This window comes from Synechococcus sp. RC10A2 (assembly GCF_047502605.1).
On record NZ_JANSHP010000041.1, the window covers coordinates 20,509 to 42,702 of the forward strand.

Below are 22,194 nucleotides of genomic sequence, written 5' to 3' on the forward strand. Positions count from 1 at the left end.
GCGCCGACGCGGCCAGCTACAATTTCACCCCAACTCCTCTGCTGGCGGGAGTCAGTTCTCACTTGCTAGCCCCTCTACCAGAATTGAGGGGGGAGGTAGGGATCCGAACCCACGCTTAAAACCTCGCCTGCATTTGCTGCTACCATAAACCGCCCAACAAAAACGTGCCATAGCGTCAACGTCAGCTAGCTTCCCCGAGCACGTTGACCAGCACTCTCGGCAGGCGGGCAGAAAGTCCGCACAGCAGTTCATAGGAAATGGTGCCCAACTGATCCGCCCAATCCTGGATTGAGAAACCCGCACTCGCCAGATGGGGGCCCAGCAGCTCCACCACATCACCCACCTGAATATCCGGCCTCTCGGTGACATCCCACATGCACTGATCCATCGTGATCGTGCCCACCTGCTGGATCAGGCTGCCGCGCACCCACCCCCGCAGCCAGCCGGAAAGCCGCCGTGGGATCCCGTCGGCATAGCCGATGGCCAGTGTGGCAATGCGACTGGGGCGAGAAGTGACGTAGCGATGGCCATAGCTGACGCCGGTGTGGGCGGGTACGGTTTGGATGTGGGTCAACCGCGCTTTGAGGCGCAGGATCGGCCGCAACCCCGGCACCTGCAGGTGCGGGGCAGGAGACAAGCCGTAGAGGGCCAGCCCCAACCGCACGCGGGGATAGTGGAGATGGGTTAGGGCGCCGGCGGAGTTATCCAGATGCAGGGGGGGCAGGGGATCCCCGGCCTGGCGGATCTGCTCCACCACCTGGGCGAAGCGGGCCTCTTGCTGGGCCATCACCGGAGAATCGGGCTCATCTGCCGTTGCGAAGTGGGAAAACAGGCTACAGCCTTCCAGCTCGGGGATCCGGCAGATCTGCCCCCACACGGCGGCGGCCTCTTGCCAGGGAATCCCCAGGCGGGTCATGCCCGTATCGACGTTGACGTGGACAGGAACAGGCCGCCCGGCCCAACGGGCCACCTGGCGCATCACGGGGATCTGCTCGGCCCGGGTGAGGCTGACCTCCAGCCGCGCAGCCATGGCCTGCTGCAGCTCGGCCCAGGTATTCAAAGCCCCCAACACCAAAATCGGGGCCTGGAGGCCGGCCTGCCGCAGCTCGATCCCTTCTGCCAGGGTGGCCACACACAACCCCTTGGCACCGGCAGCGAGGGCTATGGGAGCCACCAAGCGAGCTCCATGGCCGTAGGCATTGGCCTTGACCACTGCCCAGATCTCAGTGTCTGGCGACAGGCGCGCCTGCAACAGACGCAGATTTTCTCGCAATTGGGCTGCGTCAATTTCCACCCATGCCCGGCTGGTCAGCAGCTCCAGCTCTGGGTTGAAATCCGGCCAGAACCCCGTCTCGCCGACGGGATCCGCTCCCTGGGATCCCTGGCTCTGGGTCCACGAGGCGGACGCCGTGGCCAGGGGGCTATGCCCTGCCGTCGCCAGCGCAGAAGCGTCGTCCGGCGTGTGATCCACAGCTTCACCCCTCACACCAAGCCTATGATCACTGTCAGGTTTAGCGCAAAGTCCACCCGGGCGCCATCCACAGCAGCGGCACTTCCGGGATCCCGGCCACCTCGTGGCTCCCCAACAGTCGAGCGGGCCAGAGATTTTGCCCTTGCGGAGGCAGTCCTTGGCTCAATAGTCGCTGCAGGGCGCGTTGGAAGGGATCTCTCGCCGTTGCTGGCGACAAAGAGGGATCCCCGGTCATGCGCCGCAGATCTTCCACGGCTTCGGCATATCCTCCCAGGGCATCTACCAGGCCCAACTCCACAGCCTGCGCCCCGGTGAAGATGCGCCCATCGGCCAACTGGCGCACCCGCGCCTCATCCAAGCTTTGCCGTCGGGCGATCATCTCCGCATCCAGCACCTTTTCTGCCCCTTTGTCCGGCAAGCGCTGGCGTCCGCGGGCCACATCGCGAACGAACTGGTCGAGGGTATCCTCCACCAACTCTTGCAGCAGACGTTGCTCTTGGGGGGTGGCAGCCCGGAAAGGGGAAAGAATGTCTTTGTACTCGCCGGTTTTGAAGGTCTGCGGCTCTATGCCGTAGTTGTCGAGCAGTTTGCCAAAGTTGAGGCCGCTGATGATCACCCCTATGCTGCCGGTCAGGGTGCCCGGGTTGGCGTAGATCTTGTCGGCAGCACTGGCTACATAGTAGCCGCCGCTGGCGGCAACGTCTTCCATGACGGCAATCACCGGCTTGCCGGCTTCCCGCAGAGCCGTGACGGCGCGGTAGAGCTCCTGGCTGGATCCCACAGCCCCGCCCGGGCTGTTGATGCGCAGCAATACAGCCTTGACGGCGCGATCCTCGACAGCTTCCCGCAACTGATCTAAGGGAGAGGTGGGCAAACCTACCAAAGTCGAGCCCCGTGGCCCTCCTATCGTTCCCTCGATGGTAACCACCTCAATGCGATTCGCCCCTCGAGGGGCCTCTAGCCCGACGCCACCCCGAACCGACTCTGCGGCAGGTCGTGTGCCGCCAATAACAGCCGCAATCAGGCAGACCACCAGCAAGGAAGCGGCCAAAAGGCGGTTAAGCTGAGATCCCTGTGTCACAAGCCCCCCAATGTCGCTGACTCCGTTCTATCACCCGGCAAGCTCCTGCAACAGAGGGCAGGAGCCAGGTGGATCCAATCTCCACTTTTGCAAGTGGACGCTCCAACCCAACTCTTGACAAGGATCTCCCGTCTATTTAGGATAGATTCCCGTACTTTTCACCGCCAAAGCAGCTTCTACAGGCTAAAATTGTAGTCTGGAGCGGGCATAAATCAATTGCCCAGGCTCTTGCCGGAAGGCTGCATCTTGGGGCTTTAGCTCAGTTGGTAGAGCACTTCAATGGCATTGAAGGGGTCAGCGGTTCGAGTCCGCTAAGCTCCATTGGCCTGATAGCATCCGAGGCCCAGCAAATGGTCACTCCTTCCCTCCGACCGGAGGAGACGGCTTCGGCCATGGGATCCCCGCCTTGCGGGAGGTATCTGAGCCGCCGTGAGGCAACCCGGCCATGGTCGCCCCCCTTTCCCCGTATACGGGGGGAAGGGGGTACGGAGCGGGGCTCCTGCGGCTTCTAGCTGACGCTGCCTCAATCCCTTGCAGATCTGCGCCGATCCCTGGGCGAAGGGCCCCTGCCATTGGACAAAGATGCTCTAAAACGCCGCCGAATTATAGGGTGCAACTAAATAAAAAATGGTGCAAACTATTGGTGGTGGCAGGCTGGAGGGATCCCGGGCAGCGATAGTGTGTACTGCGGGTGAAGCAAGGGGGGCAATCGTAGCAAGCTCTCAAGGCAACCCCAGGCCGCAGCTGACCTCTGGGGGGAAGGGAGACGTCTTCTGGCGAAAAAACGGCCAAACAGAGGTTCCGCTGCCAGCTCAACTCCCTGATGAGGAGCCCCCAAGACAAGAAGGGCGGCCAACAGGCCTCGGAATCGGAAAGAAACCTTACAAGATCCCTCCCCTGGCTTGAACCCACCGGAAAACTTCTCTATACTGCAGGGAACTTTATCCTGTACCTCCCCTTCTTCATCTTCGCTTTAACCTATGCGTGCTCCCTCCTCAGGCGACTCGGATCCCACCTTTCCCGAAGCTCAAGCCGGCCAGTCGGCCAAGGACTCCGTCCCGCTTACGCGAACGGAATCGGATCCCAATCCAGAGCGGCATTCGGCCCTGAGGCAGCGGCAGCAGTTGGAGGCTCGGCTACTCGAAGCCGAAGCGGAGCTGCAGGAGCGGCGTGCCCTTCAGGAAAAGCTACAAGCTGAAGTAGAGGCGCTGCACAGTCAACTGGCCGAGAGGGAACTGCAGTCTCGCAAGCAGCAACAGCAGATAGAGCTCTTGCAATTGAAAGCCCAAACGCCTGCAGACGCTGCTTGGGAAGCCGAATGCCGAGCCCTGCGCCAGAAGGTGGCCGAGCAAGAAAAGGCGCTGCAGGAGCGGGAACATGCCCTGCGCCAGTTGCAACAGACTTTGGCAGAGCAAAAAGTTCAGCTCTCGGAGCAGGAAGCTCAGCTGGCGGCGCGGCAACGCCTCAACGAGCGGCAGCGCCAAGATATCGAAGCCCTACAGGAGCAGATCGAGCAGCTACGGCTGGCCCATGCTCAGGAGCGCCGTCAGTGGGAACACCGTCAGCAGGAGCTACAGGCTTCTCTGGTGGAAGCTCAAGACCTGGCGGAAAAACGGGTGGAGATGTTGCAGCGTTTCAAGGCAGAGCTTTCGTTGGCCCGCACCCAAATTGCAGAAACTCAGGCGGAGCTGAACAGCCTGCGGGCTCTGTACAACGACCAACGGGCAGCCTGGCAAGAACAGCGGGAACATCTCGAGGCGCGTCTGGCGGGCTATGCCGAGACAGAGGCGGAAGCGGAGCAGCGCTGGCAGGAACAACGGCAGGAATTGGAAGCGGCGCTGGCCGATGCCCAGGCGCAACTGGCCGCTTTGCAAGCTCAGCAAGAGCAATGGCGTCAGGACTCCCGGGAGCAGCAACAGCAGTGGCAAGCCCAGGTCGAAGCGCTGCAAGCTGCCCTCGCCCAAGCGCAGGCGGAAATTGCCCATTGGCAGCAGGAGCACCGCCGTCTGGAGGAACGGTACGCCCAGGCCCAGCAGCGCCTCGGCGATCTGGAGCAGCGGCTCCAAGCAGCTCTGGCCCAGCTTGCCGACCAACCCACCTGGCAATCGCAATTGCGCTCTGCCCAGATCGCCGTCACCCATCTGCAGGAGCAAACAGAGGCCTTGGAGGGGCAGGTGAGGGCCCTGCAGGCGGAACGCGCCGCCCTCGCCGAAGAAAACCGCTCCCTGAGAGAGAAGTACGAGCAGCAGCAGATGCACCTGCTCAGCCTGAAGACGGCTTTGGAGCGCAAGGGAATAGACATCCCGCCTCGCGCTGGTGCAGCGGCTCCCAATGCTGCCGACACGCCAACACGGTCTGAGTCTCTCGCTTCGCTCCAGGCCGCCAAGCCCAAGTCTGCCCTATGGACTCCGTCCCGCTTACGCGAACAGTCCCGGCCTTTGCTGGCTCGCCCTGATAAGCGGGCAGTGGATCTGCCGCGGTTCTTGCCCCGACCGTGAGGGATCCGGTGGCGCAGCCTGCTCCTCCCCGCTGGCTGGAGGTGTGGGTGGATCATCCCCACTTGGGGGGCTGCTTCACCTACCGCGTGCCAGAGGGATGGGAGCCAGAAGCGGGCGATCTCCTCAGCGTTCCCTTTGGCCAACAGGTGGCGGGGGCGGTGGCTCTGGGCTGGCGCTCGGAGTTGCCGACAGGAGTAGATCCCCAGTCGGTGCGAGAGATTGAAGCGGTGGTGGCCAAAGGGATCCTGCCCAAGGATTTCTGGCCTCTGCTGCAGCGGGTAGCCAACTACTACCTCACCCCCCTAGCCCAGGTGGTGCGCACCGTTTTGCCGCCGGGCTTGCTGAGCCGCTCCCAGCGGCGGATCCGCCTGGTTGGATCCCCGCCAGGGGAATGTTCGCCGGCTGCCCAGGCTTTGCTGCGGCTGCTGCGGGAGAAGGGAGGGGAGCTGTCTTGGCGTTACCTCCAGCAGCAGGTGCCTGGCGCCGAGGTCGCTCTGCGGGAGCTGCAGCGGCGGGGTTGGGTGGAAAGCTTCTGGCAGGAGCAGCAGGGGGGCAGGGTGAAAACCCAACAGGCGGCCACCTTGGTGGAGGACTCGCTGGAGGGGCTGAGCTTGCCCCAGCAGAAAGCGCTGCAGATCCTCAAGCAAAAGGGGGGGGAGCTGCTGCTGGTCGAGTGGGAGCGCCTGGCGGGGGTGAGCCGGTCAGTGCTGCAGAGCCTAGCCCGCAAAGGCCGGGTGCACCTCTACGAGCGACCCTTGCTGCGGCTGGGAGAGGCCGAGCGGCCTGTGGAGAAAGATTTGCCCAAGCCTCTGACGCCAGCCCAGGCCGAGGCAGTGGCGGCCATCCAGCAAGCCCTGGGGCGAAACCAACGCTTTCTGCTGCATGGGGTCACCGGCTCCGGCAAGACAGAGGTGTACCTGCAAGTCATTGCCCAGGTGCTGCAGCAGGGGCGGTCAGCCTTGGTGCTGGTGCCGGAGATCGGCCTTACCCCGCAACTGACGGATCGCTTTCGGGCGCGGCTGGGATCCCGCGTGTGGACCTACCACAGCGGCCTCTCAGCCGGCGAGCGCTACGACCTCTGGCGGCAGATGTTGGTTGCTGTCCCCCAGGTGGTGATCGGCACCCGCTCGGCGGTGTTTGCCCCCTTGGCCAACCTGGGCCTCATCGTTCTGGACGAGGAGCACGACGACAGCTTCAAGCAGGATCAGCCCCAGCCCTGCTACCACGCCCGTCAGGTGGCGGAGTGGCGGGCTGAGCTAGCCAACTGTCCCCTAGTTCTGGGCAGCGCCACACCGGCAGTGGAAACCTATGCGGTCCACCTGCAGGATCCGCAGCGCTGGGTTCGTCTCCCTTTGCCGCAGCGCATCCCCCAGGCGGGGATCCCGGCCACCCTGCCCCGGCTGGAGCTGGTGGACATGCGCCAGGAGCTGCAGGCGGGCAACCGCAGCATTCTCAGCCGCCGCCTGCATCAAGCTTTGCACGAGACTTTGAAGAGGGGGGAACAGGCCATCCTCTTTGTCCCCCGGCGGGGGCACAGTACCTTTGTCTTGTGCCGCAGTTGCGGCTTTGTCCTCACCTGCGCCCACTGCGACGTCTCCCTTACCTTTCACCTGGAGGGCGGGCAGGAGCTGCGCTGCCACTACTGCGGCGCCCGCCAACCCCACCCCCAGCACTGTCCTGCCTGCGGCTCGCCCTACCTCAAGCACTTCGGCACCGGCACCCAGAAGGTGGTGGAGGTGCTGCAGCAGCACTGGCCGCAGGTGGCGATTTTGCGCTACGACAGCGACGCCACCCGCCGTAAGGGATCCCACCGGGATTTGCTGGAGCAGTTTCGCAGCGGCAAGGCCCAGGTGCTGGTGGGCACCCAGATGCTCACCAAAGGGCTGGACATCCCCCAGGTGACGCTGGTGGGGGTGGTAGCCGCCGACGGGCTGCTGCACCAGCCTGACTACCGCGCTGGCGAGCGCACCTTTCAACTGCTGACCCAGGTGGCGGGCCGGGCAGGCCGCGGATCCTTGCCAGGCCAGGCCATTATCCAGACCTATTTGCCAGAGCACCCCATCTTGCAAGCGGTGCTGGCCCACAACTACGAGGGCTTTGTCCAGGCCGAGCTGCGCCAACGCCAAGAGGGGGGCTACCCTCCCTACCGGGCGTTGATTTTAATTCGCCTGAGCAGCAGCCGCCTGGAGGCGTTAGAGCGCTACTGCAGCCGCCTAGCTGAGGGCCTGCAAGGGATCCCGGCGGAGGTGTTGGGGCCAGGACCGGCCCGAGTGGAGCGGGTTGCCGGCCGCTACCGCTGGCAGATCCTCCTCAAACAGCTTCCCGATCAGCCCTGGGATCGCGCCCAGATCGATACCCACCTGCGCCGCGCCCTTGGACATATTCCCCAGGGGATTCGCGTCAGCCTCGATGTGGATCCGCTGCGGATCCTCTAGGGGCGGCAGTTTTGCCGCAGCTTGGCGTTGGATGGCCCCAACCTGTTTTATAGTCGTTTAAGCTTCGTTTAAGCTCAGGGATCCCCCACGGGCTCAAAGGCCGGCGCTAGGCGGGATCCCGTCAAGCTGCCAGCGTCAATCCTGGGAGGAGAAGGATTTGTGGCCTATCGTGTAACGTTGATCCCCGGCGATGGCATTGGCCCGGAAGTAACCAGGGCAATGACCACAGTCCTGGAGGCCACCGGGGTGGACTTGGAGTGGATCCGAGTAGAAGCAGGGGTAGAGGTGATTGAGAAATACGGCACGCCTTTGCCACCGCAGGTGTTGGAGTCCATCCGGGAAACCAGAGTGGCCATCAAAGGGCCCATCGGCACCCCTGTAGGCACGGGCTTTCGCTCAGTCAATGTAGCCATCCGCAAAGAGCTGGATCTCTACGCCAACCTGCGCCCGGCCAAGTCCCTCCCCGGCATCAAAAGCCCCTTTCAAGACATTGACCTGGTGGTGGTGCGGGAAAACACCGAGGATCTCTACGCCGGGATCGAGTTCGAGCGAGGCACCCCCGAAGCAGCCCACGCTCGCGAAGAGATGATGCGTCTTTCTGGCAAGTTCATCCGCGAGGGATCTGCCATTGGCATCAAACCCATTTCGGAGTTTGGCAGCCGTCGCATTGTCAAGTTTGCCTTCGAATACGCCCGCCAGAATGGCCGCAAAAAGGTAACGGCCGTTCACAAAGCCAACATCATGAAGTTTACCGACGGCCTGTTTTTGCAGGTGGCACGGGAGGTGGCCCAGGAGTACCCCGACATCGAGTTTGAAGATCTCATTGTCGACAACATGTGCCTGCAACTGATGCAAAAGCCCCAGCTCTACGATGTGCTGGTGCTCACCAATCTTTATGGGGATATTATCTCCGACCTGTGCGCCGGGATGATCGGCGGGCTGGGGGTGGCGCCAGGGGCCAACATCGGCGATGGCATTGCGGTTTTTGAGGCTATCCACGGCTCAGCGCCCAAGTATGCCGGCCAAAATAAGGTCAACCCCTCTGCCCTCATCCTCTCCGGGGCCATGATGTTGCGCTACCTGGGCGAGCGGGAAGCCGCCGCGAGGGTAGAAGCGGCAGTGCAGTCGGTCATTGCCGAAGGCAAATACGTCACCTATGACCTGGCGCAAGGGGAGCCTGTGGGCACCCAGGAGATGGCCGAGGCCATCGCCGCCCGCGTCCAGGAGATGGCTCCTCCCCAGGATCCTATTCCCATCGAGTCCTAGATCCCTGCTTCCCTCGGGAGAGGGTGAGGGCTCAGTAACCTAGAACCGGATCCACCACCCCCAGCAAGGGTTCTCCCAGCCGAAAGCGGCTCACATTTTCCCGCACCCGCTCGGAGAGGGCAGGGACAATCATGGCGTCGGTGATGGCCGTGTGGGGGGTAATTAGGCAATTGGGCAAGCGCCAGAGGGGATGTCCATCGGGCAGCGGTTCTGGATCCGTAACATCCAGGGCGGCACCCCGGATGATCCCCTCCTGCAAGGCGGCCACCAGGTCAGGGGTGACGATATGTTTGCCGCGCGCCACATTGACCAACCAACAGCCGGATCCCATCTGCTCCAGCTCTGGCCAGGCGATGATCCCCTCTGTCTCGGGGGTGAGGGCCAAGGCCAGGATCACCACATCCGCTCCTGCCAGCACTGCCTGCCGCTCCGCCAACGTCACCACCCGGCTGGCTCCCGGCAAGGGATCCGCCCTGCGCCGCACCACCTCAACGGAACACTGGAAGGGCTGCAACAAGCGGATCAGGGCCTGGGCAATGCCCCCCGCCCCGAAGATGACCACGCGGCTGCCCCAGAGGCTGGTGCCGGATCCCGGCTGCCAAGTCTGGGCCAGAGCGCGGTGCTTGAGATCCCGCAGGCCGGCCAAGGTGAGGGCCAGGGCATGCTCGGCCACCGCTTGGGCATAGACCCCCTTGCCGCAGGTCCACACATAGGCGGGATCCAGGATCCCTGCCTGGGCAAAAGGCTCCACGCCCGCCCAGGGCAACTGCACCCAGCGGATCCCCTTTCCTTCGGCAAGACACTGCTTGAGCTTGGGCACGTCAAAGGCATCGGCCCACACCAGAGCCTCCGCTTCCGCCAGCGGCACCAGTTCGCCACCCCCCGCCAGGACTGCCTCTTTTAACCAGGGTCGGAGGTGGTCGGGTTCGACGGCTATGCGTCTGCCTTGGATGCCCATCAGAGCTCTCGAAGATGACTTCCCCTTTGCCAGGATATCGCTGGCAGAAGGGGGTGGGAAAAGCCTCAGAACTGTTAAGGGATCCCAAAGGGAGGATGGGAAGGGATGCCGGAATCGCTAGGTTAGGAGCTGTAGCCTCTGCCTCTTCTTCTCGTCTTCAGCCCATGACCCTTTCTGAGTTTTTGACCTTGGTGCTGCTGCTTTTTCCGGGCATTCTGCTGTCTTTGATTTTGATGGCCACTTTTGCCGCCGGCGGATAGGAGCTGCCAAGCTTGCTCAAAGCCAAAAACTTGCCCTCTTCCTGCCAGATGCAGTTTCCCAACTTGGCGCCTTGGGTGGTGCCGGCAAGGTGGGTCTCTTGGTCCAAAGCTGTGGCCTGGGCGGGGGCAGCTCTCCTCTTGCTCAGCAACCTACCTGTCCCTGCCCAGACGCTCCTCAACGGGCAGCCTGTGCGGGTAGTAGAGGGGATCCCTTTGTACCAAAGGATGGTTTGGCTGGAGGATCGACGGATCCTGGTTTCCGTCGTGGCAGTTTCCCTAGCCGCCGGCCAGTTGCGCCCCATTTGGGCCGACCCTGCCAGTCTAGTGGGCCTGGGGGAGCTGCCCGCTTTTAGCCGCGAACGGGGAGCGGTGGCTGCTATCAACGGCGGCTTCTTTAACCGCAATACCCGCCAGCCGCTGGGGGCCATTCGCCTGGAAGGCCGCTGGATCTCCAGCCCCATCTTGGGCCGAGGGGCGATTGCCTGGTTTGACGCCGCCAATTCTCCCCCTGGCTTGGAGCCGGTGCGCTTTGCCCGCCTGCGGATGCAAATAGAGCTGCGCAACGACTTGGGGGATCGGATCCCCTTGGTCGGCATCAACAGCGGCTACATCCTGCCCGGGATCGCCCAGTACACCCCTGATTGGGGATCCACCTACACCACCCAGACGGACGACGAAGTTCTCCTCATTGTGCAAGAAGACCGGCTGCAGCAGATCCTGTCGGCAGGCGTGGCCGGCAAAGTGACGGTGCCGATCCCTCCCAAAGGCTACATACTGGCAGCACGAGGGCTAGAGGGCGCTCTAGAAGCCGGCAAGCTGATCCCAGGAGATCGCCTCCGGCTGGACTGGACGGTGGATCCGCTGGAGCTGGAAGCCTACCCCCACATTCTGGGGGCAGGGCCGCTCTTGCTCTTGGACGGCCAGGTGGTCCTGGATGCCGAATTGGAGGGGTTTCAGCCTCTCTTCCGCCGGCAACAGGCTGCCCGCAGCGCCATCTGTCTGCGGCAGGGGCAACCGGACAACAGGGATCTGCTCCTGGTGGCCGCCGGCAATGCCCAGGAAAACCAAGGGCTCACCCTGTTGGAGATGGCGCAGTTGTTGCGGCAGTTGGGCTGTCGCCACGCTTTGAACCTAGATGGAGGCCGCTCTTCCACACTGGTGCTGGGGGAAGAAGCCGTCAATCTGGAGCCAGAGATCGGACTAGCCGACGGCGAGACTGATCCCAATACAACGAGATCTCGGCGGCGCCTACCCGGGGTTCACAATGGCTTGGGTTTTTTCTCCAACCTAAGTCGCTAGCGGCAAACCAAGACAACTCTTCCGGCAGCAGGATACGGTTCTTTTGATGTACGGCTCGAGCGTCGGATCCCCATCTGCTTTCTGGCTACTTTTTAATCAGCTTGACACTCCCTCTGCCTGAAGGCGCAGTCCACAAACGAACTCGTAGAGGCGTTGTCAAGCCACCCCTAGACAGCCCCTTGAGGCAGAGCCCCAAGGTTCTACTTACTTTTCTGAGACTAAAGGAGGCTTCTCAGAGAAGAAAGAGCCTTGCCCCCCTTGCGCCATAGGATCCCGGCAACATCGGTACCCAAGGATCTGGAGCGCGGAGTGACCGGCTTCAAATGGGATCCAACCCCAGCTTTTTCCGGCAACCCTGACGGGAGCCGCTACGGATCCGTTCCTTGTCTGCAGCGATCCTGCTTGCCTACAGAACCCTCATAAAGTTGGCAAAAACCCAATAGAAATTCCCATTCATTTGATCAGGAAACAGCGACGCAATCTATATAGAAATACTGAAGTTTAATTCAACAGAAAAACTATCAAACAACCAAAATTGGTCTTGCAATAAGTTTTACATTATTTTCCAATTAACCGCCGATCCTGATAGACCTTATCAAAAGACCATCTTTATGACGGCAGTAAACAATCTGCGTTTATCGACCTAAGAAAGTAGACCTTCTGGCTCTGTGGTCGCAACCTTTCTCAAATGAACTACTTTGGAATGCACACAAGTTCTTCGACTTCCAATCAAGCGGATTAGTCTATAGTCTATGCCGAGCAAGGCTCCTGGGACGCCTCAAGTCTCTTTTCTATTGAGTTGAGCAAGCCGCCGTCATTGGCCTTCTCATGTATTGAGAGTTAATCTTATCTAGAAAAAGTGATCTTTTGCTTGCATCTTTTTGGGGCACATTTTCGTGATTAAGCAAGATGGCTAGACGCTTAAGCTTTTACACCTCGGCGGAAGTTTTATTAAGATCTCATCCAAAAGCTTTTCTTCTCGCCCATCGCCTCCGCCTGGCAAAAAGCTAGGATGGGCAAGGATTATACTTTCTAACACCGTATTCGGGGCGATTTGTGTGTCGACGGGAAACAGAACTGACTCGTTGACGAATAGGCACAGGTGGTGTTTCATGGAATCCGTAGTCAATGTTTTCCACCACTTGTAAGCCTTGCGTCCCATCAGTTGCCGTTTGCCTTGGCAGGCGGTAGTTGCTTGTGGCTCTCCTTCGCGTCTCCGCAACGGTGACGGATAGGGCTTTTGTTCCTCGGCAAAGCCGCCCAGACCAAGGGCCTTGTCCCCTAGCCCCCTCACGAGATAAAACCGTGGTTCGCACTGCCTCACCCAATCCTATGCCCTCCCCCAAGGATGCCGTTCCTGTTGCCCGCATCAAACAGCCTGCAGCCCAGGCCAACCCTGCTGCCGGCGACCGCTTTTTCCAGCGGGACGGAGCCTTTTCTGCCCAGCTGATCCCCCAGGGATCCCTGCAGCTCTACACCCATCCCAGCCGGGGCATGTTCACTCCTGTGATGGCTCAGGCACTGCGCTTGGCCGGCCAGGGGACGCGGGTGTTGATCGTGCAATTTCTCAAGGGCGGGATCAACCAGGGGCCGGAAAATCGTCTTTTGCTGGGCAGCTCGCTGGAGTGGGCCCGCTGTCGTCTGCACCGCTGCATCGATACGCCTCACCTGGAGCCGGAGGAGCGGGTGGCTCTGGATGAGCTGTGGCAATTTACTCAGGAGGCGGTCAGGAGTGGCCGTTATGGCTTGGTGGTGCTAGACGAGTTGGGCCTGGCCATCAAGCTGGGCCTGATCCCGGAGGCGCAGGTGCTGGATTTGATCGATCAGCGCCCAGTCTGGATGGACATGGTGATCACCGGGCCGGAGATGCCGGATTCTCTCCTGGAGCGCGCCGATCTGATCACCCAGCTACGTCCACGGCGGGATCCAGTCCTCGTTCCTCCTTCCCCAGAGGGCGGCCCCCCGCCGAGAATGGATCCCTAGCGGGTCAGCAGCTCGTAGCCTTGCCAGCAGCGACTGCGCTCTCTTCTCCAAACTCTCTGGCCTGTCGGGCAGCCTGTTGCAGCCATGTTAAAAAACGACCGCTGGATCTACGAGCAAGCGCAACGGGGGATGATCGAGCCGTTTTGTCCTGAGCTGGTGCGCCGCGTGGAGTGGAACGGCCAGATGCGGCCCGTCTTGAGCTACGGGCTCTCGTCCTACGGCTACGACATTCGCCTGTCACCGGTGGAGTTCAAGATCTTCCGCCACGTGCCCGGCACGGTGGTGGATCCCAAGCGGTTTAACCCCAAAAACCTGGAACCTGTGGAGCTGCACCACGACGAGATGGGGGACTACTTCATCATCCCCGCCCACTCCTACGGCCTGGGCGTCTCCCTAGAACGGCTGCAAGTCCCGGATAACATCACCGTCATCTGCATTGGCAAGTCCTCCTACGCGCGGGTAGGGCTGATCGCCAACCTCACCCCAGCCGAGGCGGGGTGGCGGGGCTATCTCACCTTGGAGTTCTCCAACGCTTCCAGCGCCGACTGCCGCGTGTATGCCAATGAAGGGGTGGTGCAGCTCCTCTTCTTGGAAGGGGATCCCTGCCAGACCACCTACGCCGACCGCCAGGGCAAGTACCAGGATCAACCCCAGCGGGTGGTGGTGGCCAAGGTCTAGGTGGCACACCCTCCCCCCAATCCCTCCCGGACAAAGCCTCTGGCAACCGGCATCCGTCGGCTATGCTGGAGGCGTGCTGCTGTGTTTGTCCATGAGCCATTCTTTCCTACTGGCTGCTTCTGCTGGCCAAGCCGAACCCGGCCAGCTTCTTCCAGGGAGCGTTGGAGAGCTCAACCCGGATCTCCTAACGGCTAGCTACGACTACTCCCTGCCCCCTGAGCGGATCGCGCAAGCCCCTGTGGAGCCACGGGATCAGGCGCGAATGCTGGTGGTGTACCCAGATAGGCACGAGCACCGCCGCTTCTGCGACCTCCCCGACTACCTGCAGGCCGGGGATCTGCTGGTTCTCAACGACACCAAGGTAATCCCAGCCCGGCTATGGGGGGCTAAGGTTTTGCCGGGAAAGGACGCTTCCGGGGCACGGGTGGAGGTTTTGCTGCTGGAGCCCATCCCGGCCAACACCTCCAAGCAGGAGCAAATCTGGCGGGTCTTGGTTAGGCCAGGCAAACGGGTCAAGGTGGGGGATCAAATCCGGTTTTGGGATCGCCAGGGATCCCCGGCTGAACTGGGGGCCACAGTGCTGGCCGTGGACGCGGAGACGGGTGGCCGGGTGGTGCAGTTGACCTGGGAAGGGGCGGATACCTTTGAGCAGATCCTGGGGCGGGTGGGGCGGATCCCGCTCCCTCCCTATCTGAAAGCTGCCCACGCCCTTGATCCGACAAGCGCGGGAGTCCGACCTGAAGACTATCAAACGGTCTGGGCCAGACACCCGGGCTCGGTGGCCGCCCCCACCGCCGGGCTGCATTTTACCCCCCAGCTCTTGGAGCGGCTGGCCCAAAAGGGGATCCAAACTGCCTACATCACCCTCAACATCGGCCTGGGTACCTTCCGCCCGGTAGAGGCAGAGCGAGTAACCGACCACCGCTTGCACAGCGAGTGGCTCAAGGTGCCGGCAGAAACGGTGGACACTATTCGCGAAACCCAAGCCCAGGGAAGGCGGGTGATTGCGGTGGGAACAACGGTGGTGCGGGCCCTAGAGACGGCAGCCCTCTCCGGCACCCTGCAACCCTGGCAGGGAAAAAGCGACCTCTTTATCTACCCCGGCTACTCCTGGCGGGTGGTGCAGGGGCTGATCACCAACTTTCATCTGCCCCGCTCCAGCCTGATGATGCTGGTGGCAGCCTTGATCGGGCGAGAGCGTTTGCTGGATCTCTACCAAGAGGCCATCCGGGAGGGTTATCGGTTCTACTCCTTTGGGGACGGCATGCTGATCCTGCCCTAGGGAGAACCCTGCCCTTTGGCTAAGGGTTTGCCAGGAGGGTCGGCAGGACGGTCTTGGCCAGTGGCAAACCAAGTTTGGAGGCGCTCCCATTCCACTTGGGGGTAACCATCCACCGCCCAGTTGGCCCGCCGCTGCAACATGTGCAGCGGGAAGAAGGTGGCTAGGGCCAAGACCGGGATCCCTTGCGAGCGAGCCGCTTGAATGCCGGCGTAGGTGGCTTCAAAACTCAGGCACTCCTGAGGGGAGAGCCCCATCCGCTCTAGGAGCAGACGGTGCAACTGAGGATCCCCTGCCTCGCCGGTTACGCGGTAGCGAAAGTCATGAGTCAGCCGCGCCAGAGCTGGACAGGGGAAGCGCTCCAAAAAAGCCTCCACCTCAGCAGCGGCGTGGCCGCTCACTAGGCCCACCTTGAGCTGCAGCCGCTCCAGCTTCTCTAGGGCCTCTGCCAAACCGGGGACAAGAAGGGATCCCTTCTGCTCCTGCAGAGCCTGTTGATAGTAAAGGGCCTTGCGGCGCAACAACTCTTCTCGTTGCTTGGGGCTGAGCACCCGTCCCTGGGCTTGCCAAAGCGCCGGCAGGCGCTCCCAATCCGGTCGGCCCAGATAGTGCAGCCGGTAGAGCTCCTTTTGCTCCCGGGATCCCAGATCCCAGGGACGCAGGTTCTCCTCCAGCAGCACTTGGTTGATGGCGTGGAGGTGCAGCCCCTCGTCGTCGGCCACCACACCGCTCCAGCTTAGGATCACCCCTTGCAGCGCCATTGGACAGCCTTACCCCCCACTCCTTGCTCTAGGCAGCACGGGCAGGGGGGGCCATGAAGCTGGGGGGGATGGGTTCGGGGACATGCCTTTGCAGGATCGCGTCGATGGCCTGCATTGCCTCCGCCTCCAGCGACCAGCCCCACACGCCGGCTAGGTCCTCCAACTGCTGGCGCTTGCGCGCTCCCCACAGGATTGCACTTACTCCCGGCTGATCCAAGAGCCAGCGCACCGCCAACTGGGGCAGGGTTTTGCCGTAGCGCTCTCGCGCCAGCCGGCTCAGCTCTTCCGCTGCTTGCAAGTAGTGGGAGTAGCGAGGCTCCGCAAACTTGGGATCGATGCCGCCGCGCAGATCTCCAGGCGGAAACTGGGTTTGCGGCGTCAGCCGTCCCCCCAACAGCCCTCGACAGAGGGGGCTGTAGATCAGCGTGGCAATACCGTTGGCACGACAGTAGGGCAGGACATCCGCCTCGATCTGGCGCTCAAACAGGTTATAGGGCGGCTGGACGGTATGCAGGGGAGCCACCTGACGGAAACGCTCCATCTGCGGAGGAGAAAAGTTGCTCACCCCAATGGCGCGGATCTTGCCCTGCTGCAGCAAGCGGCCGAAAAAGGCAGCCGTCTCCTCCAGGGGCTCCAAGGGATCCGGCCAATGCACCTGGTAGATGTCGATCACGTCGGTTTGCAGGCGGCGAAGGGAGTTTTCCAGATCCTGAGCTAGCCAACTTAGGCTGCAGTTGCGCACCACCTTGCCGTTTATCCACTGCAGGCCGGCCTTGGTGGCGATCGCCACTCGATCCCGGCAGCCGGCATCCCGGATGGCCCGTCCCAAAAGCTCTTCCGAAAGGCCGCGGCCGTAGGCCGGAGCCGTGTCAAAGAGGGTAATCCCTAGGTCAATGGCCTTGCGGAGGGTGGCATAGGCCTCCTGGGGATCCGCCGGCCCCCACCAATCCCCGGTCATGCTCCAGGTGCCCAACCCCACGCGGCTCAGCCGGAGCCCCGTCTTGGCAAGTGTAACAAACTCCATGGCAACTTCTGCAAAGGATCCCGTTTCAGGATGCTAACAGGCGCCAGGGGAGGACAAAGCCGGTTGCGCAGACAACCCACGTGCCTAGCTGCTGGTGGAAAAAGAGTCCGGGCTTTTGCCTCTACTTTCCTAACTAGAGGCTCAGTAGAGTGGGGATTGAAAAATTCACATCGGCATGGCTCTATGAAGTCCATTTTCCGTCTCTGCCTGGGCGGCGTTGTAATCTGGGGATTCCTGCCTTCTGCCCAGGCGCAGGTGGTCACCCCCCTTTTTCCAGAACCTGCCAGAACCCCGATTCCAGTCGAGCCGCTGCCCCCTAGCCAGGATATTCCCACTCTGCCGATTGTGCCAGATCCGCGGCCTGTGCCGCCCACACCCCCCCGGCCAAGGCCGCTGCCGACGGGGACTTTTGAGGAAATCAGCCGCTACTTCCGCGATCTCAACCGGGCCAAGAACTTGGCCCGCCAAGCGGCTGAAATTGCCAACGGGGGCTTGCAGCGCTACCGCGCCGAGGCTTCCATGCACGGGGCGGCCATCGACGCGCCCTTTGAAGAGTTGGAAGATGCCTGGATCTTCACCTTCCGCGGCGGCGAGCCCGGCTTCGTCCAGCCCAGCATCGAAACCCAGGTGCGGGTGGATCGGCGCACCTTCCAGACCACCATCCTCTACAACGGCCCCATCCGCTCTCGGCCCTAAGGAAGCCCTGGGATCCCTGGCATAATCAGAAGAGGGCAAGGGATCGGGGGTATGGCCAAGTTTGTCTTCATCACCGGCGGAGTCGTCTCCAGCATTGGCAAGGGGATCGTGGCAGCCAGCTTGGGGCGTCTGCTCAAGTCCCGCAACTACACCGTGTCGATTTTGAAGCTGGATCCCTACATCAATGTGGATCCCGGCACCATGAGCCCCTACCAGCATGGGGAAGTGTTCGTCACCGACGATGGCGCCGAGACCGACTTGGACTTGGGCCACTACGAGCGCTTCACCGACACCAACATGTCCAAGCTCAACAACGTCACCACCGGCGCCATCTACCAGGCGGTGATCTACAAAGAGCGGCGGGGGGATTACCAAGGCAGCACGGTGCAGGTGATCCCCCATGTTACCCAGGAGATCAAAGAGCGCATCCGGCGGGTGGCCCGCGAGACCAACCCCGACGTGGTGCTGGTGGAGGTGGGGGGCACGGTGGGGGATATCGAGTCTCTGCCCTTTTTGGAGGCCATCCGCCAATTTCGCAAAGATGTGGGCCGGGCCAATGTGGCCTATGTGCATGTTACCCTGGTGCCTCTCATCAAGGCGGCGGGGGAAATGAAAACCAAGCCCACTCAGCACTCAGTCAAGGAGCTGCGCTCGATTGGGATTCAGCCAGATGTGTTGGTGTGCCGCTGCGAGCAGCCCTTGCCCCGCAGCATCAAGGAGAAGATCTCCGAGTTTTGCGACGTGCCGGTGGAATGTGTTATCCAGGCCCAGGATGCCCCCAGCATCTACGATGTGCCCTTGGTGCTGGAGCAGGAAGGGTTGGCGCAGCGGGTTTTGCAGATCCTCAACCTGGAGCCGCAGCAGCCGGATCTGCGCGAGTGGGAGCTCCTGGTGCAGCGGCTGCACCACCCTCAAGAGCAAGTGGAGATCGCCATTGTCGGCAAATACGTGCGCCTTACCGACGCCTACCTCTCGGTAGCGGAAGCCCTGCGCCATGCGGGCCTGGCTCTCAATGCCGGCGTTACTTTGCGCTGGATCTCTTCTGAGGAAGTCGAGGAGCGGGGGCCAGAAGCCCTGCTGGCCGATGTAGACGGCGTGGTGGTGCCGGGTGGGTTTGGCAGCCGCGGCATCGAGGGCAAGGTGGCCACCATTCGCTACGTGCGCGAGCGGGGCATTCCCTTTCTGGGGCTGTGCCTGGGCATGCAGTGTGCGGTGATCGACTGGGGATGCAACATTGCCGGCCTGGAGCGGGCCAACAGCTATGAGTTCGATCCCGACACCCCCCACCCCGTCATCAGCCTGTTGCCAGAGCAAAAAGATGTGGAACATTTGGGGGGAACCCTACGCCTGGGCCTCTACCCCTGCCGCATTCTGCCCGACACCCTGGCGGCCAAGCTCTACGGTGAGACAATTGTTTATGAGCGCCACCGCCATCGCTATGAGTTCAACAACGCCTACCGCAGCCTATTCCTCGAGTCCGGCTACGTGATTAGTGGTGTCTCGCCCGATAACCGCCTGGTGGAAATTATCGAGCTGCCCAGCCACCCCTTTTTCATCGCCACCCAATTCCATCCCGAGTTTCGCTCCCGCCCCAACCGTCCCCATCCCCTCTTTTTGGGGCTGATCGAGGCTGCTTTGCGCAGCCGTTCCCGGCCGCAAGCCCTGCAGTTGCAGAACACAGGCTAGGGCATTGGGGTTAATTCAAGAGTTGTCGTTTCTAGCGCGCTATGCCCCGCCACCGAAAAAAGTCGGATTTGCCCAGCAAAATCTGTCTCACCTGCGGCAGGCCCTTCACCTGGCGCAAGAAGTGGGCCGACTGTTGGTCAGAGGTGAAATACTGTTCTGAGCGGTGTCGCAACCGTCGCCCCAAGGGATCTCTTCCAGCTAACGGTTAGGGCAGATAATGGGATCCCGGACGCAGGGGGGAAGGGTTGTCGATGCGGTTTCTCAAGTGGCTGTTGCACAATCCTCACGAAACCGAAGAGGAGGATCCCTTTTTGCGGGCCATCACCCGCATCGAAAGCCTGATCTCGAAGCTGCTTTCCATCTTGATGATCGGCCTGATTGTGGTGGCCGTGGTGGATTTGGCCCGCTTCCTGGTGGCCGATCTGCTGCGGGAGCCAACCGGGTTTTTCTCCACTACTTTGATCGAGATTTTCGGCCTTTTTTTGAATATCCTGATCGCGCTGGAGATTCTGGAGAACATTACCGCCTACTTGCAAAAGCAGGTGGTGCAGGTGGAGCTGGTGATTGTTACCTCTTTGATCGCGGTGGCGCGCAAGATCATTATTTTTGATTTTGAGAAGCTGGGGGGTCTAGATCTCATTGGGCTGGCAGCGGCAACGCTAGCCCTCTCCGTTAGCTACTGGCTGGTGCGGCGGGCCAAACCCCCATTCCGGTCGGGGGATGAGTAAGGCCGGACGGATCCTGGTAGGATAGGGGCGGAGCTTTCTGGCAAGAAACGTGCGCGTGCCCTCTGGCATCACCCACCTGTTCAAGCTGGCTTTGCTGGCAGTGCTGCTTTGGGTGGGATCCGGCGTTGTTTCGGCTCTGGCCCGCCCGCATTCTTCTTACGATTTGCTCCTGGCACAACAGTTGGGCAAAACCGTGAAAACCTACAACAGTCCTCCCCCCATGGTGATCGACCCGGCCAAGTCCTACACGGCCACGCTGGAGACCACCGCCGGCACGATGGTTTTGGAGCTGTTCCCGCAGGAAGCTCCCCTTGCCGTCAACAATTTTGTCTTTTTGGCCCGGGATCACTTCTACGATGGCGTCATCTTTCACCGTGTCATTCGGGGCTTCATGATTCAGGGCGGGGATCCCACCGGCACGGGGCGAGGCGGGCCGGGGTACCGCTTTCCCGATGAGCCGGTGCAGCGCCCCTACACGCGAGGAACCTTGGCCATGGCCAATGCCGGCCCCAACACCAACGGCAGCCAGTTTTTTATCATGCATGCCGACTATCCCCTGCCGCCCAACTACACCATCTTTGGGCAACTAATCGAGGGGGAGGACGTGTTGGATAAAATTGCTACTGCACCCACCGGCCCGCAGGATCGTCCCCTCAAGCCGGTGGAGATCAAGTCTGTTCGCATCTCGGAATCGAACTAGGTTGGGCCAATCCGGCAAAACAGTTTGGTTAAATTAACTTGGCCTCTGGCCCCATTTTTGCAACTTGCTCTATGGGGGACTCAGGTATGGAGTTCGCTAGGCCCCGGCGAATGTCCCCCCGCATTTTGGCTCTGGATTTTGATGGTGTGCTCTGCGACGGGCGGGCGGAGTATTTTGCCTCTTCCTGTCGGGTCTGCGCCCAGGTGTGGGGCCTTGCTCCTGCCCAGTTGGAGTCGTTGCGCCCTGCCTTCGACCGCCTGCGCCCGCTGATCGAGACCGGCTGGGAGATGCCCCTGCTGCTGTGGGGGCTGCAGCAAGGGATCCCCGAAGACGCTTTGCGCCAAGACTGGCCCGGCTGGCGGCAGCGGTTGTTGCAGGGAGCGGGGATCTCCGAGCAGGCTTTAGCCCAAAGGCTGGATGAGGTGCGGGATCGCTGGATCGAAGAAGATCTGCAGGGCTGGCTGGGGCTGCACCGCTTTTATCCGGGAGTGGCGGCTTGGATGCGCCAGATCCAGGCTGCTGGCGAGCCCCGCCTGGCCATTCTCAGCACCAAGGAGGGGCGGTTTATCCAGCAGCTTTTGCTCCGCGAAGGGATCCAACTGCCGCGCCACCGTATCCTGGGCAAGGAGGTGCGCGCCCCCAAGGCCACCACCCTCCGGCGGCTGCTAGCAGCGACCCAGGTAGCGCCTGAGGAACTCTGGTTTGTCGAGGATCGCCTGCAGACGCTGCGCCAGGTGCAAAGGGTGCCGGACCTGGAGCAGGTGCTCTTGTTTTTGGCTGCCTGGGGCTACAACCTGCCCGAAGAGCGGCAAGAGGCGGCGCGGGATCCCCACCTCCATTTGCTTAGCCTGGAACAGCTCTCCCAGCCTTTTGAGCAGTGGTTGATCCCGCCTCCTCCTGCCTCTGGTCTTGCCATCAGCCCAGCCAGCCCGCAAGACTTGAGTCGGGTTCAAGCTAGCCCTGACCGGAAACGCCCGGAAGCTGGCCTTGCCTCCCTGGTGCTGACCTTGGTGGAGCTGCTGCGGCAGTTGATGGAAGCGCAAGTGGTGCGACAGATGGAGGCCAACCGCCTTTCTGCCGAGCAAATCGAGCGGGCCGGCAGCAGCCTCCAGGCCCTGCGGCAGCAAATTCGGCAACTCTGCGCCCTGCTGGAGATCGACCCGGCAGAGCTCAACCTAGATCTGGGGGATCTGGGCTCTCTCTTGCCCCGCCAGGGGGACTACTACCCCGGCCAACCCCACGGCGAGGGATCCCTGCTGGAACTGTTGGATCGGCTGATCAATACCGGGATCGTCATCGACGGCGAGATCGACCTGGGCTTGGCCGACTTAAGCCTCATCCACGCTCGCCTACGATTGGTGCTCACCTCCAGCGCCAAGCTTTCTTGAAAC

General features: G+C 61.7%; 18 protein-coding genes and 1 tRNA gene. 14 read left to right on the plus strand and 5 right to left on the minus strand.

The features are described 5' to 3' along the window. Nucleotides 1–181 precede the first annotated feature (181 nt). Both alr and sppA read right to left on the minus strand, forming a co-directional pair. Nucleotides 182–1,471: an alanine racemase gene (gene alr, locus NW848_RS04025; RefSeq protein WP_099812115.1), complete on the minus strand. Its 1,290-nt coding sequence runs from the start codon at nucleotides 1,469–1,471 to the stop codon at nucleotides 182–184. Nucleotides 1,472–1,511: 40 nt separating this feature from the next. Continuing rightward, nucleotides 1,512–2,552 (minus strand): signal peptide peptidase SppA, encoded by a 1,041-nt coding sequence (gene sppA / locus NW848_RS04030; RefSeq protein ID WP_011430309.1) that lies wholly within the window; start codon nucleotides 2,550–2,552, stop codon nucleotides 1,512–1,514. 248 nt (nucleotides 2,553–2,800) lie between these two features. Here sppA and NW848_RS04035 point away from each other — a divergent pair. The 4 genes from NW848_RS04035 to NW848_RS04050 all read left to right on the plus strand — a co-directional run bounded on the left by NW848_RS04035 (nucleotide 2,801) and on the right by NW848_RS04050 (nucleotide 8,751). Next, nucleotides 2,801–2,873, plus strand: a tRNA-Ala gene (locus NW848_RS04035). 659 nt (nucleotides 2,874–3,532) lie between these two features. Further along, nucleotides 3,533–5,050 carry a hypothetical protein gene (locus tag NW848_RS04040; RefSeq protein WP_011430310.1) on the plus strand — a complete coding sequence of 506 codons (1,518 nt, stop codon included), beginning with the start codon at nucleotides 3,533–3,535 and terminating at the stop codon, nucleotides 5,048–5,050. A 41-nt stretch (nucleotides 5,051–5,091) separates the two neighbouring features. After that, nucleotides 5,092–7,485, plus strand: a complete 2,394-nt coding sequence (priA, locus tag NW848_RS04045) for a primosomal protein N' (protein WP_011430311.1) — start codon at nucleotides 5,092–5,094, stop codon at nucleotides 7,483–7,485. A gap of 159 nt (nucleotides 7,486–7,644) precedes the next feature. Continuing rightward, nucleotides 7,645–8,751: an isocitrate/isopropylmalate dehydrogenase family protein gene (locus NW848_RS04050; protein ID WP_099812112.1), complete on the plus strand. Its 1,107-nt coding sequence runs from the start codon at nucleotides 7,645–7,647 to the stop codon at nucleotides 8,749–8,751. 31 nt (nucleotides 8,752–8,782) lie between these two features. Here NW848_RS04050 and NW848_RS04055 read toward each other — a convergent pair whose 3' ends face one another. Further along, nucleotides 8,783–9,709, minus strand: a complete 927-nt coding sequence (locus NW848_RS04055) for a D-isomer specific 2-hydroxyacid dehydrogenase family protein (protein ID WP_011430313.1) — start codon at nucleotides 9,707–9,709, stop codon at nucleotides 8,783–8,785. A 272-nt stretch (nucleotides 9,710–9,981) separates the two neighbouring features. Here NW848_RS04055 and NW848_RS04060 point away from each other — a divergent pair, with 272 nt between their 5' ends. The 4 genes from NW848_RS04060 (at nucleotide 9,982) to queA (ending at nucleotide 15,211) form a co-directional block, all read left to right on the plus strand. Continuing rightward, nucleotides 9,982–11,268 carry a phosphodiester glycosidase family protein gene (locus tag NW848_RS04060; protein WP_414508665.1) on the plus strand — a complete coding sequence of 429 codons (1,287 nt, stop codon included), beginning with the start codon at nucleotides 9,982–9,984 and terminating at the stop codon, nucleotides 11,266–11,268. Between the two features lie 1,332 nt (nucleotides 11,269–12,600). Then, a complete protein-coding gene (locus NW848_RS04065; RefSeq protein ID WP_099812110.1) occupies nucleotides 12,601–13,251 on the plus strand; it encodes a cob(I)yrinic acid a,c-diamide adenosyltransferase in 651 nt (216 codons plus the stop codon). A gap of 84 nt (nucleotides 13,252–13,335) precedes the next feature. Beyond that, on the plus strand, nucleotides 13,336–13,929 hold the full coding sequence (dcd, locus tag NW848_RS04070) for a dCTP deaminase (RefSeq protein WP_011430319.1): 594 nt from the start codon (nucleotides 13,336–13,338) through the stop codon (nucleotides 13,927–13,929). Between the two features lie 91 nt (nucleotides 13,930–14,020). Then, complete coding sequence (gene queA / locus NW848_RS04075; protein WP_414402652.1) at nucleotides 14,021–15,211, plus strand: tRNA preQ1(34) S-adenosylmethionine ribosyltransferase-isomerase QueA; 1,191 nt, start codon at nucleotides 14,021–14,023, stop codon at nucleotides 15,209–15,211. Here queA and NW848_RS04080 read toward each other — a convergent pair. Beyond that, complete coding sequence (locus NW848_RS04080) at nucleotides 15,208–15,969, minus strand: HAD family hydrolase (RefSeq protein ID WP_414508664.1); 762 nt, start codon at nucleotides 15,967–15,969, stop codon at nucleotides 15,208–15,210. The genes queA and NW848_RS04080 overlap by 4 nt on opposite strands. 28 nt (nucleotides 15,970–15,997) lie before the next feature. After that, a complete protein-coding gene (locus tag NW848_RS04085) occupies nucleotides 15,998–16,993 on the minus strand; it encodes an aldo/keto reductase (protein ID WP_099834886.1) in 996 nt (331 codons plus the stop codon). 183 nt (nucleotides 16,994–17,176) lie between these two features. Here NW848_RS04085 and NW848_RS04090 point away from each other — a divergent pair, with 183 nt between their 5' ends. The 6 genes from NW848_RS04090 to gvpJ all read left to right on the plus strand — a co-directional run bounded on the left by NW848_RS04090 (nucleotide 17,177) and on the right by gvpJ (nucleotide 22,191). Further along, a complete protein-coding gene (locus tag NW848_RS04090; protein WP_414508663.1) occupies nucleotides 17,177–17,689 on the plus strand; it encodes a hypothetical protein in 513 nt (170 codons plus the stop codon). A gap of 51 nt (nucleotides 17,690–17,740) precedes the next feature. After that, nucleotides 17,741–19,375: a CTP synthase gene (locus NW848_RS04095; RefSeq protein WP_414388609.1), complete on the plus strand. Its 1,635-nt coding sequence runs from the start codon at nucleotides 17,741–17,743 to the stop codon at nucleotides 19,373–19,375. Between the two features lie 41 nt (nucleotides 19,376–19,416). Continuing rightward, the gene (locus tag NW848_RS04100; RefSeq protein WP_071813515.1) at nucleotides 19,417–19,584 is read left to right on the plus strand and encodes a DUF2256 domain-containing protein; all 168 of its coding nucleotides are present in this window, start codon (nucleotides 19,417–19,419) and stop codon (nucleotides 19,582–19,584) included. Between the two features lie 42 nt (nucleotides 19,585–19,626). Beyond that, nucleotides 19,627–20,103, plus strand: a complete 477-nt coding sequence (locus NW848_RS04105; RefSeq protein WP_011430326.1) for a phosphate-starvation-inducible PsiE family protein — start codon at nucleotides 19,627–19,629, stop codon at nucleotides 20,101–20,103. A 220-nt stretch (nucleotides 20,104–20,323) separates the two neighbouring features. Beyond that, nucleotides 20,324–20,803 (plus strand): peptidylprolyl isomerase, encoded by a 480-nt coding sequence (locus NW848_RS04110; protein ID WP_011430327.1) that lies wholly within the window; start codon nucleotides 20,324–20,326, stop codon nucleotides 20,801–20,803. A 110-nt stretch (nucleotides 20,804–20,913) separates the two neighbouring features. Beyond that, complete coding sequence (gene gvpJ, locus NW848_RS04115) at nucleotides 20,914–22,191, plus strand: gas vesicle protein GvpJ (RefSeq protein ID WP_414508662.1); 1,278 nt, start codon at nucleotides 20,914–20,916, stop codon at nucleotides 22,189–22,191. Nucleotides 22,192–22,194: the final 3 nt, after the last annotated feature.

What these genes read in the sequence shown, in the direction of transcription:
- NW848_RS04040 (WP_011430310.1), top strand. Translation starts at nt 3,533, where the DNA reads ATGCGTGCTCCCTCCTCAGGCGACTCGGATCCCACCTTTCCCGAAGCT.
- NW848_RS04055 (WP_011430313.1), bottom strand. Translation starts at nt 9,709, where the DNA reads ATGGGCATCCAAGGCAGACGCATAGCCGTCGAACCCGACCACCTCCGA.
- NW848_RS04065 (WP_099812110.1), top strand. Translation starts at nt 12,601, where the DNA reads ATGCCCTCCCCCAAGGATGCCGTTCCTGTTGCCCGCATCAAACAGCCT.
- dcd (WP_011430319.1), top strand. Translation starts at nt 13,336, where the DNA reads ATGTTAAAAAACGACCGCTGGATCTACGAGCAAGCGCAACGGGGGATG.
- queA (WP_414402652.1), top strand. Translation starts at nt 14,021, where the DNA reads ATGAGCCATTCTTTCCTACTGGCTGCTTCTGCTGGCCAAGCCGAACCC.
- NW848_RS04080 (WP_414508664.1), bottom strand. Translation starts at nt 15,969, where the DNA reads ATGGCGCTGCAAGGGGTGATCCTAAGCTGGAGCGGTGTGGTGGCCGAC.
- NW848_RS04085 (WP_099834886.1), bottom strand. Translation starts at nt 16,993, where the DNA reads ATGGAGTTTGTTACACTTGCCAAGACGGGGCTCCGGCTGAGCCGCGTG.
- NW848_RS04090 (WP_414508663.1), top strand. Translation starts at nt 17,177, where the DNA reads ATGAAGTCCATTTTCCGTCTCTGCCTGGGCGGCGTTGTAATCTGGGGA.
- NW848_RS04095 (WP_414388609.1), top strand. Translation starts at nt 17,741, where the DNA reads ATGGCCAAGTTTGTCTTCATCACCGGCGGAGTCGTCTCCAGCATTGGC.
- NW848_RS04100 (WP_071813515.1), top strand. Translation starts at nt 19,417, where the DNA reads ATGCCCCGCCACCGAAAAAAGTCGGATTTGCCCAGCAAAATCTGTCTC.
- NW848_RS04105 (WP_011430326.1), top strand. Translation starts at nt 19,627, where the DNA reads ATGCGGTTTCTCAAGTGGCTGTTGCACAATCCTCACGAAACCGAAGAG.
- NW848_RS04110 (WP_011430327.1), top strand. Translation starts at nt 20,324, where the DNA reads ATGGTGATCGACCCGGCCAAGTCCTACACGGCCACGCTGGAGACCACC.
- gvpJ (WP_414508662.1), top strand. Translation starts at nt 20,914, where the DNA reads ATGTCCCCCCGCATTTTGGCTCTGGATTTTGATGGTGTGCTCTGCGAC.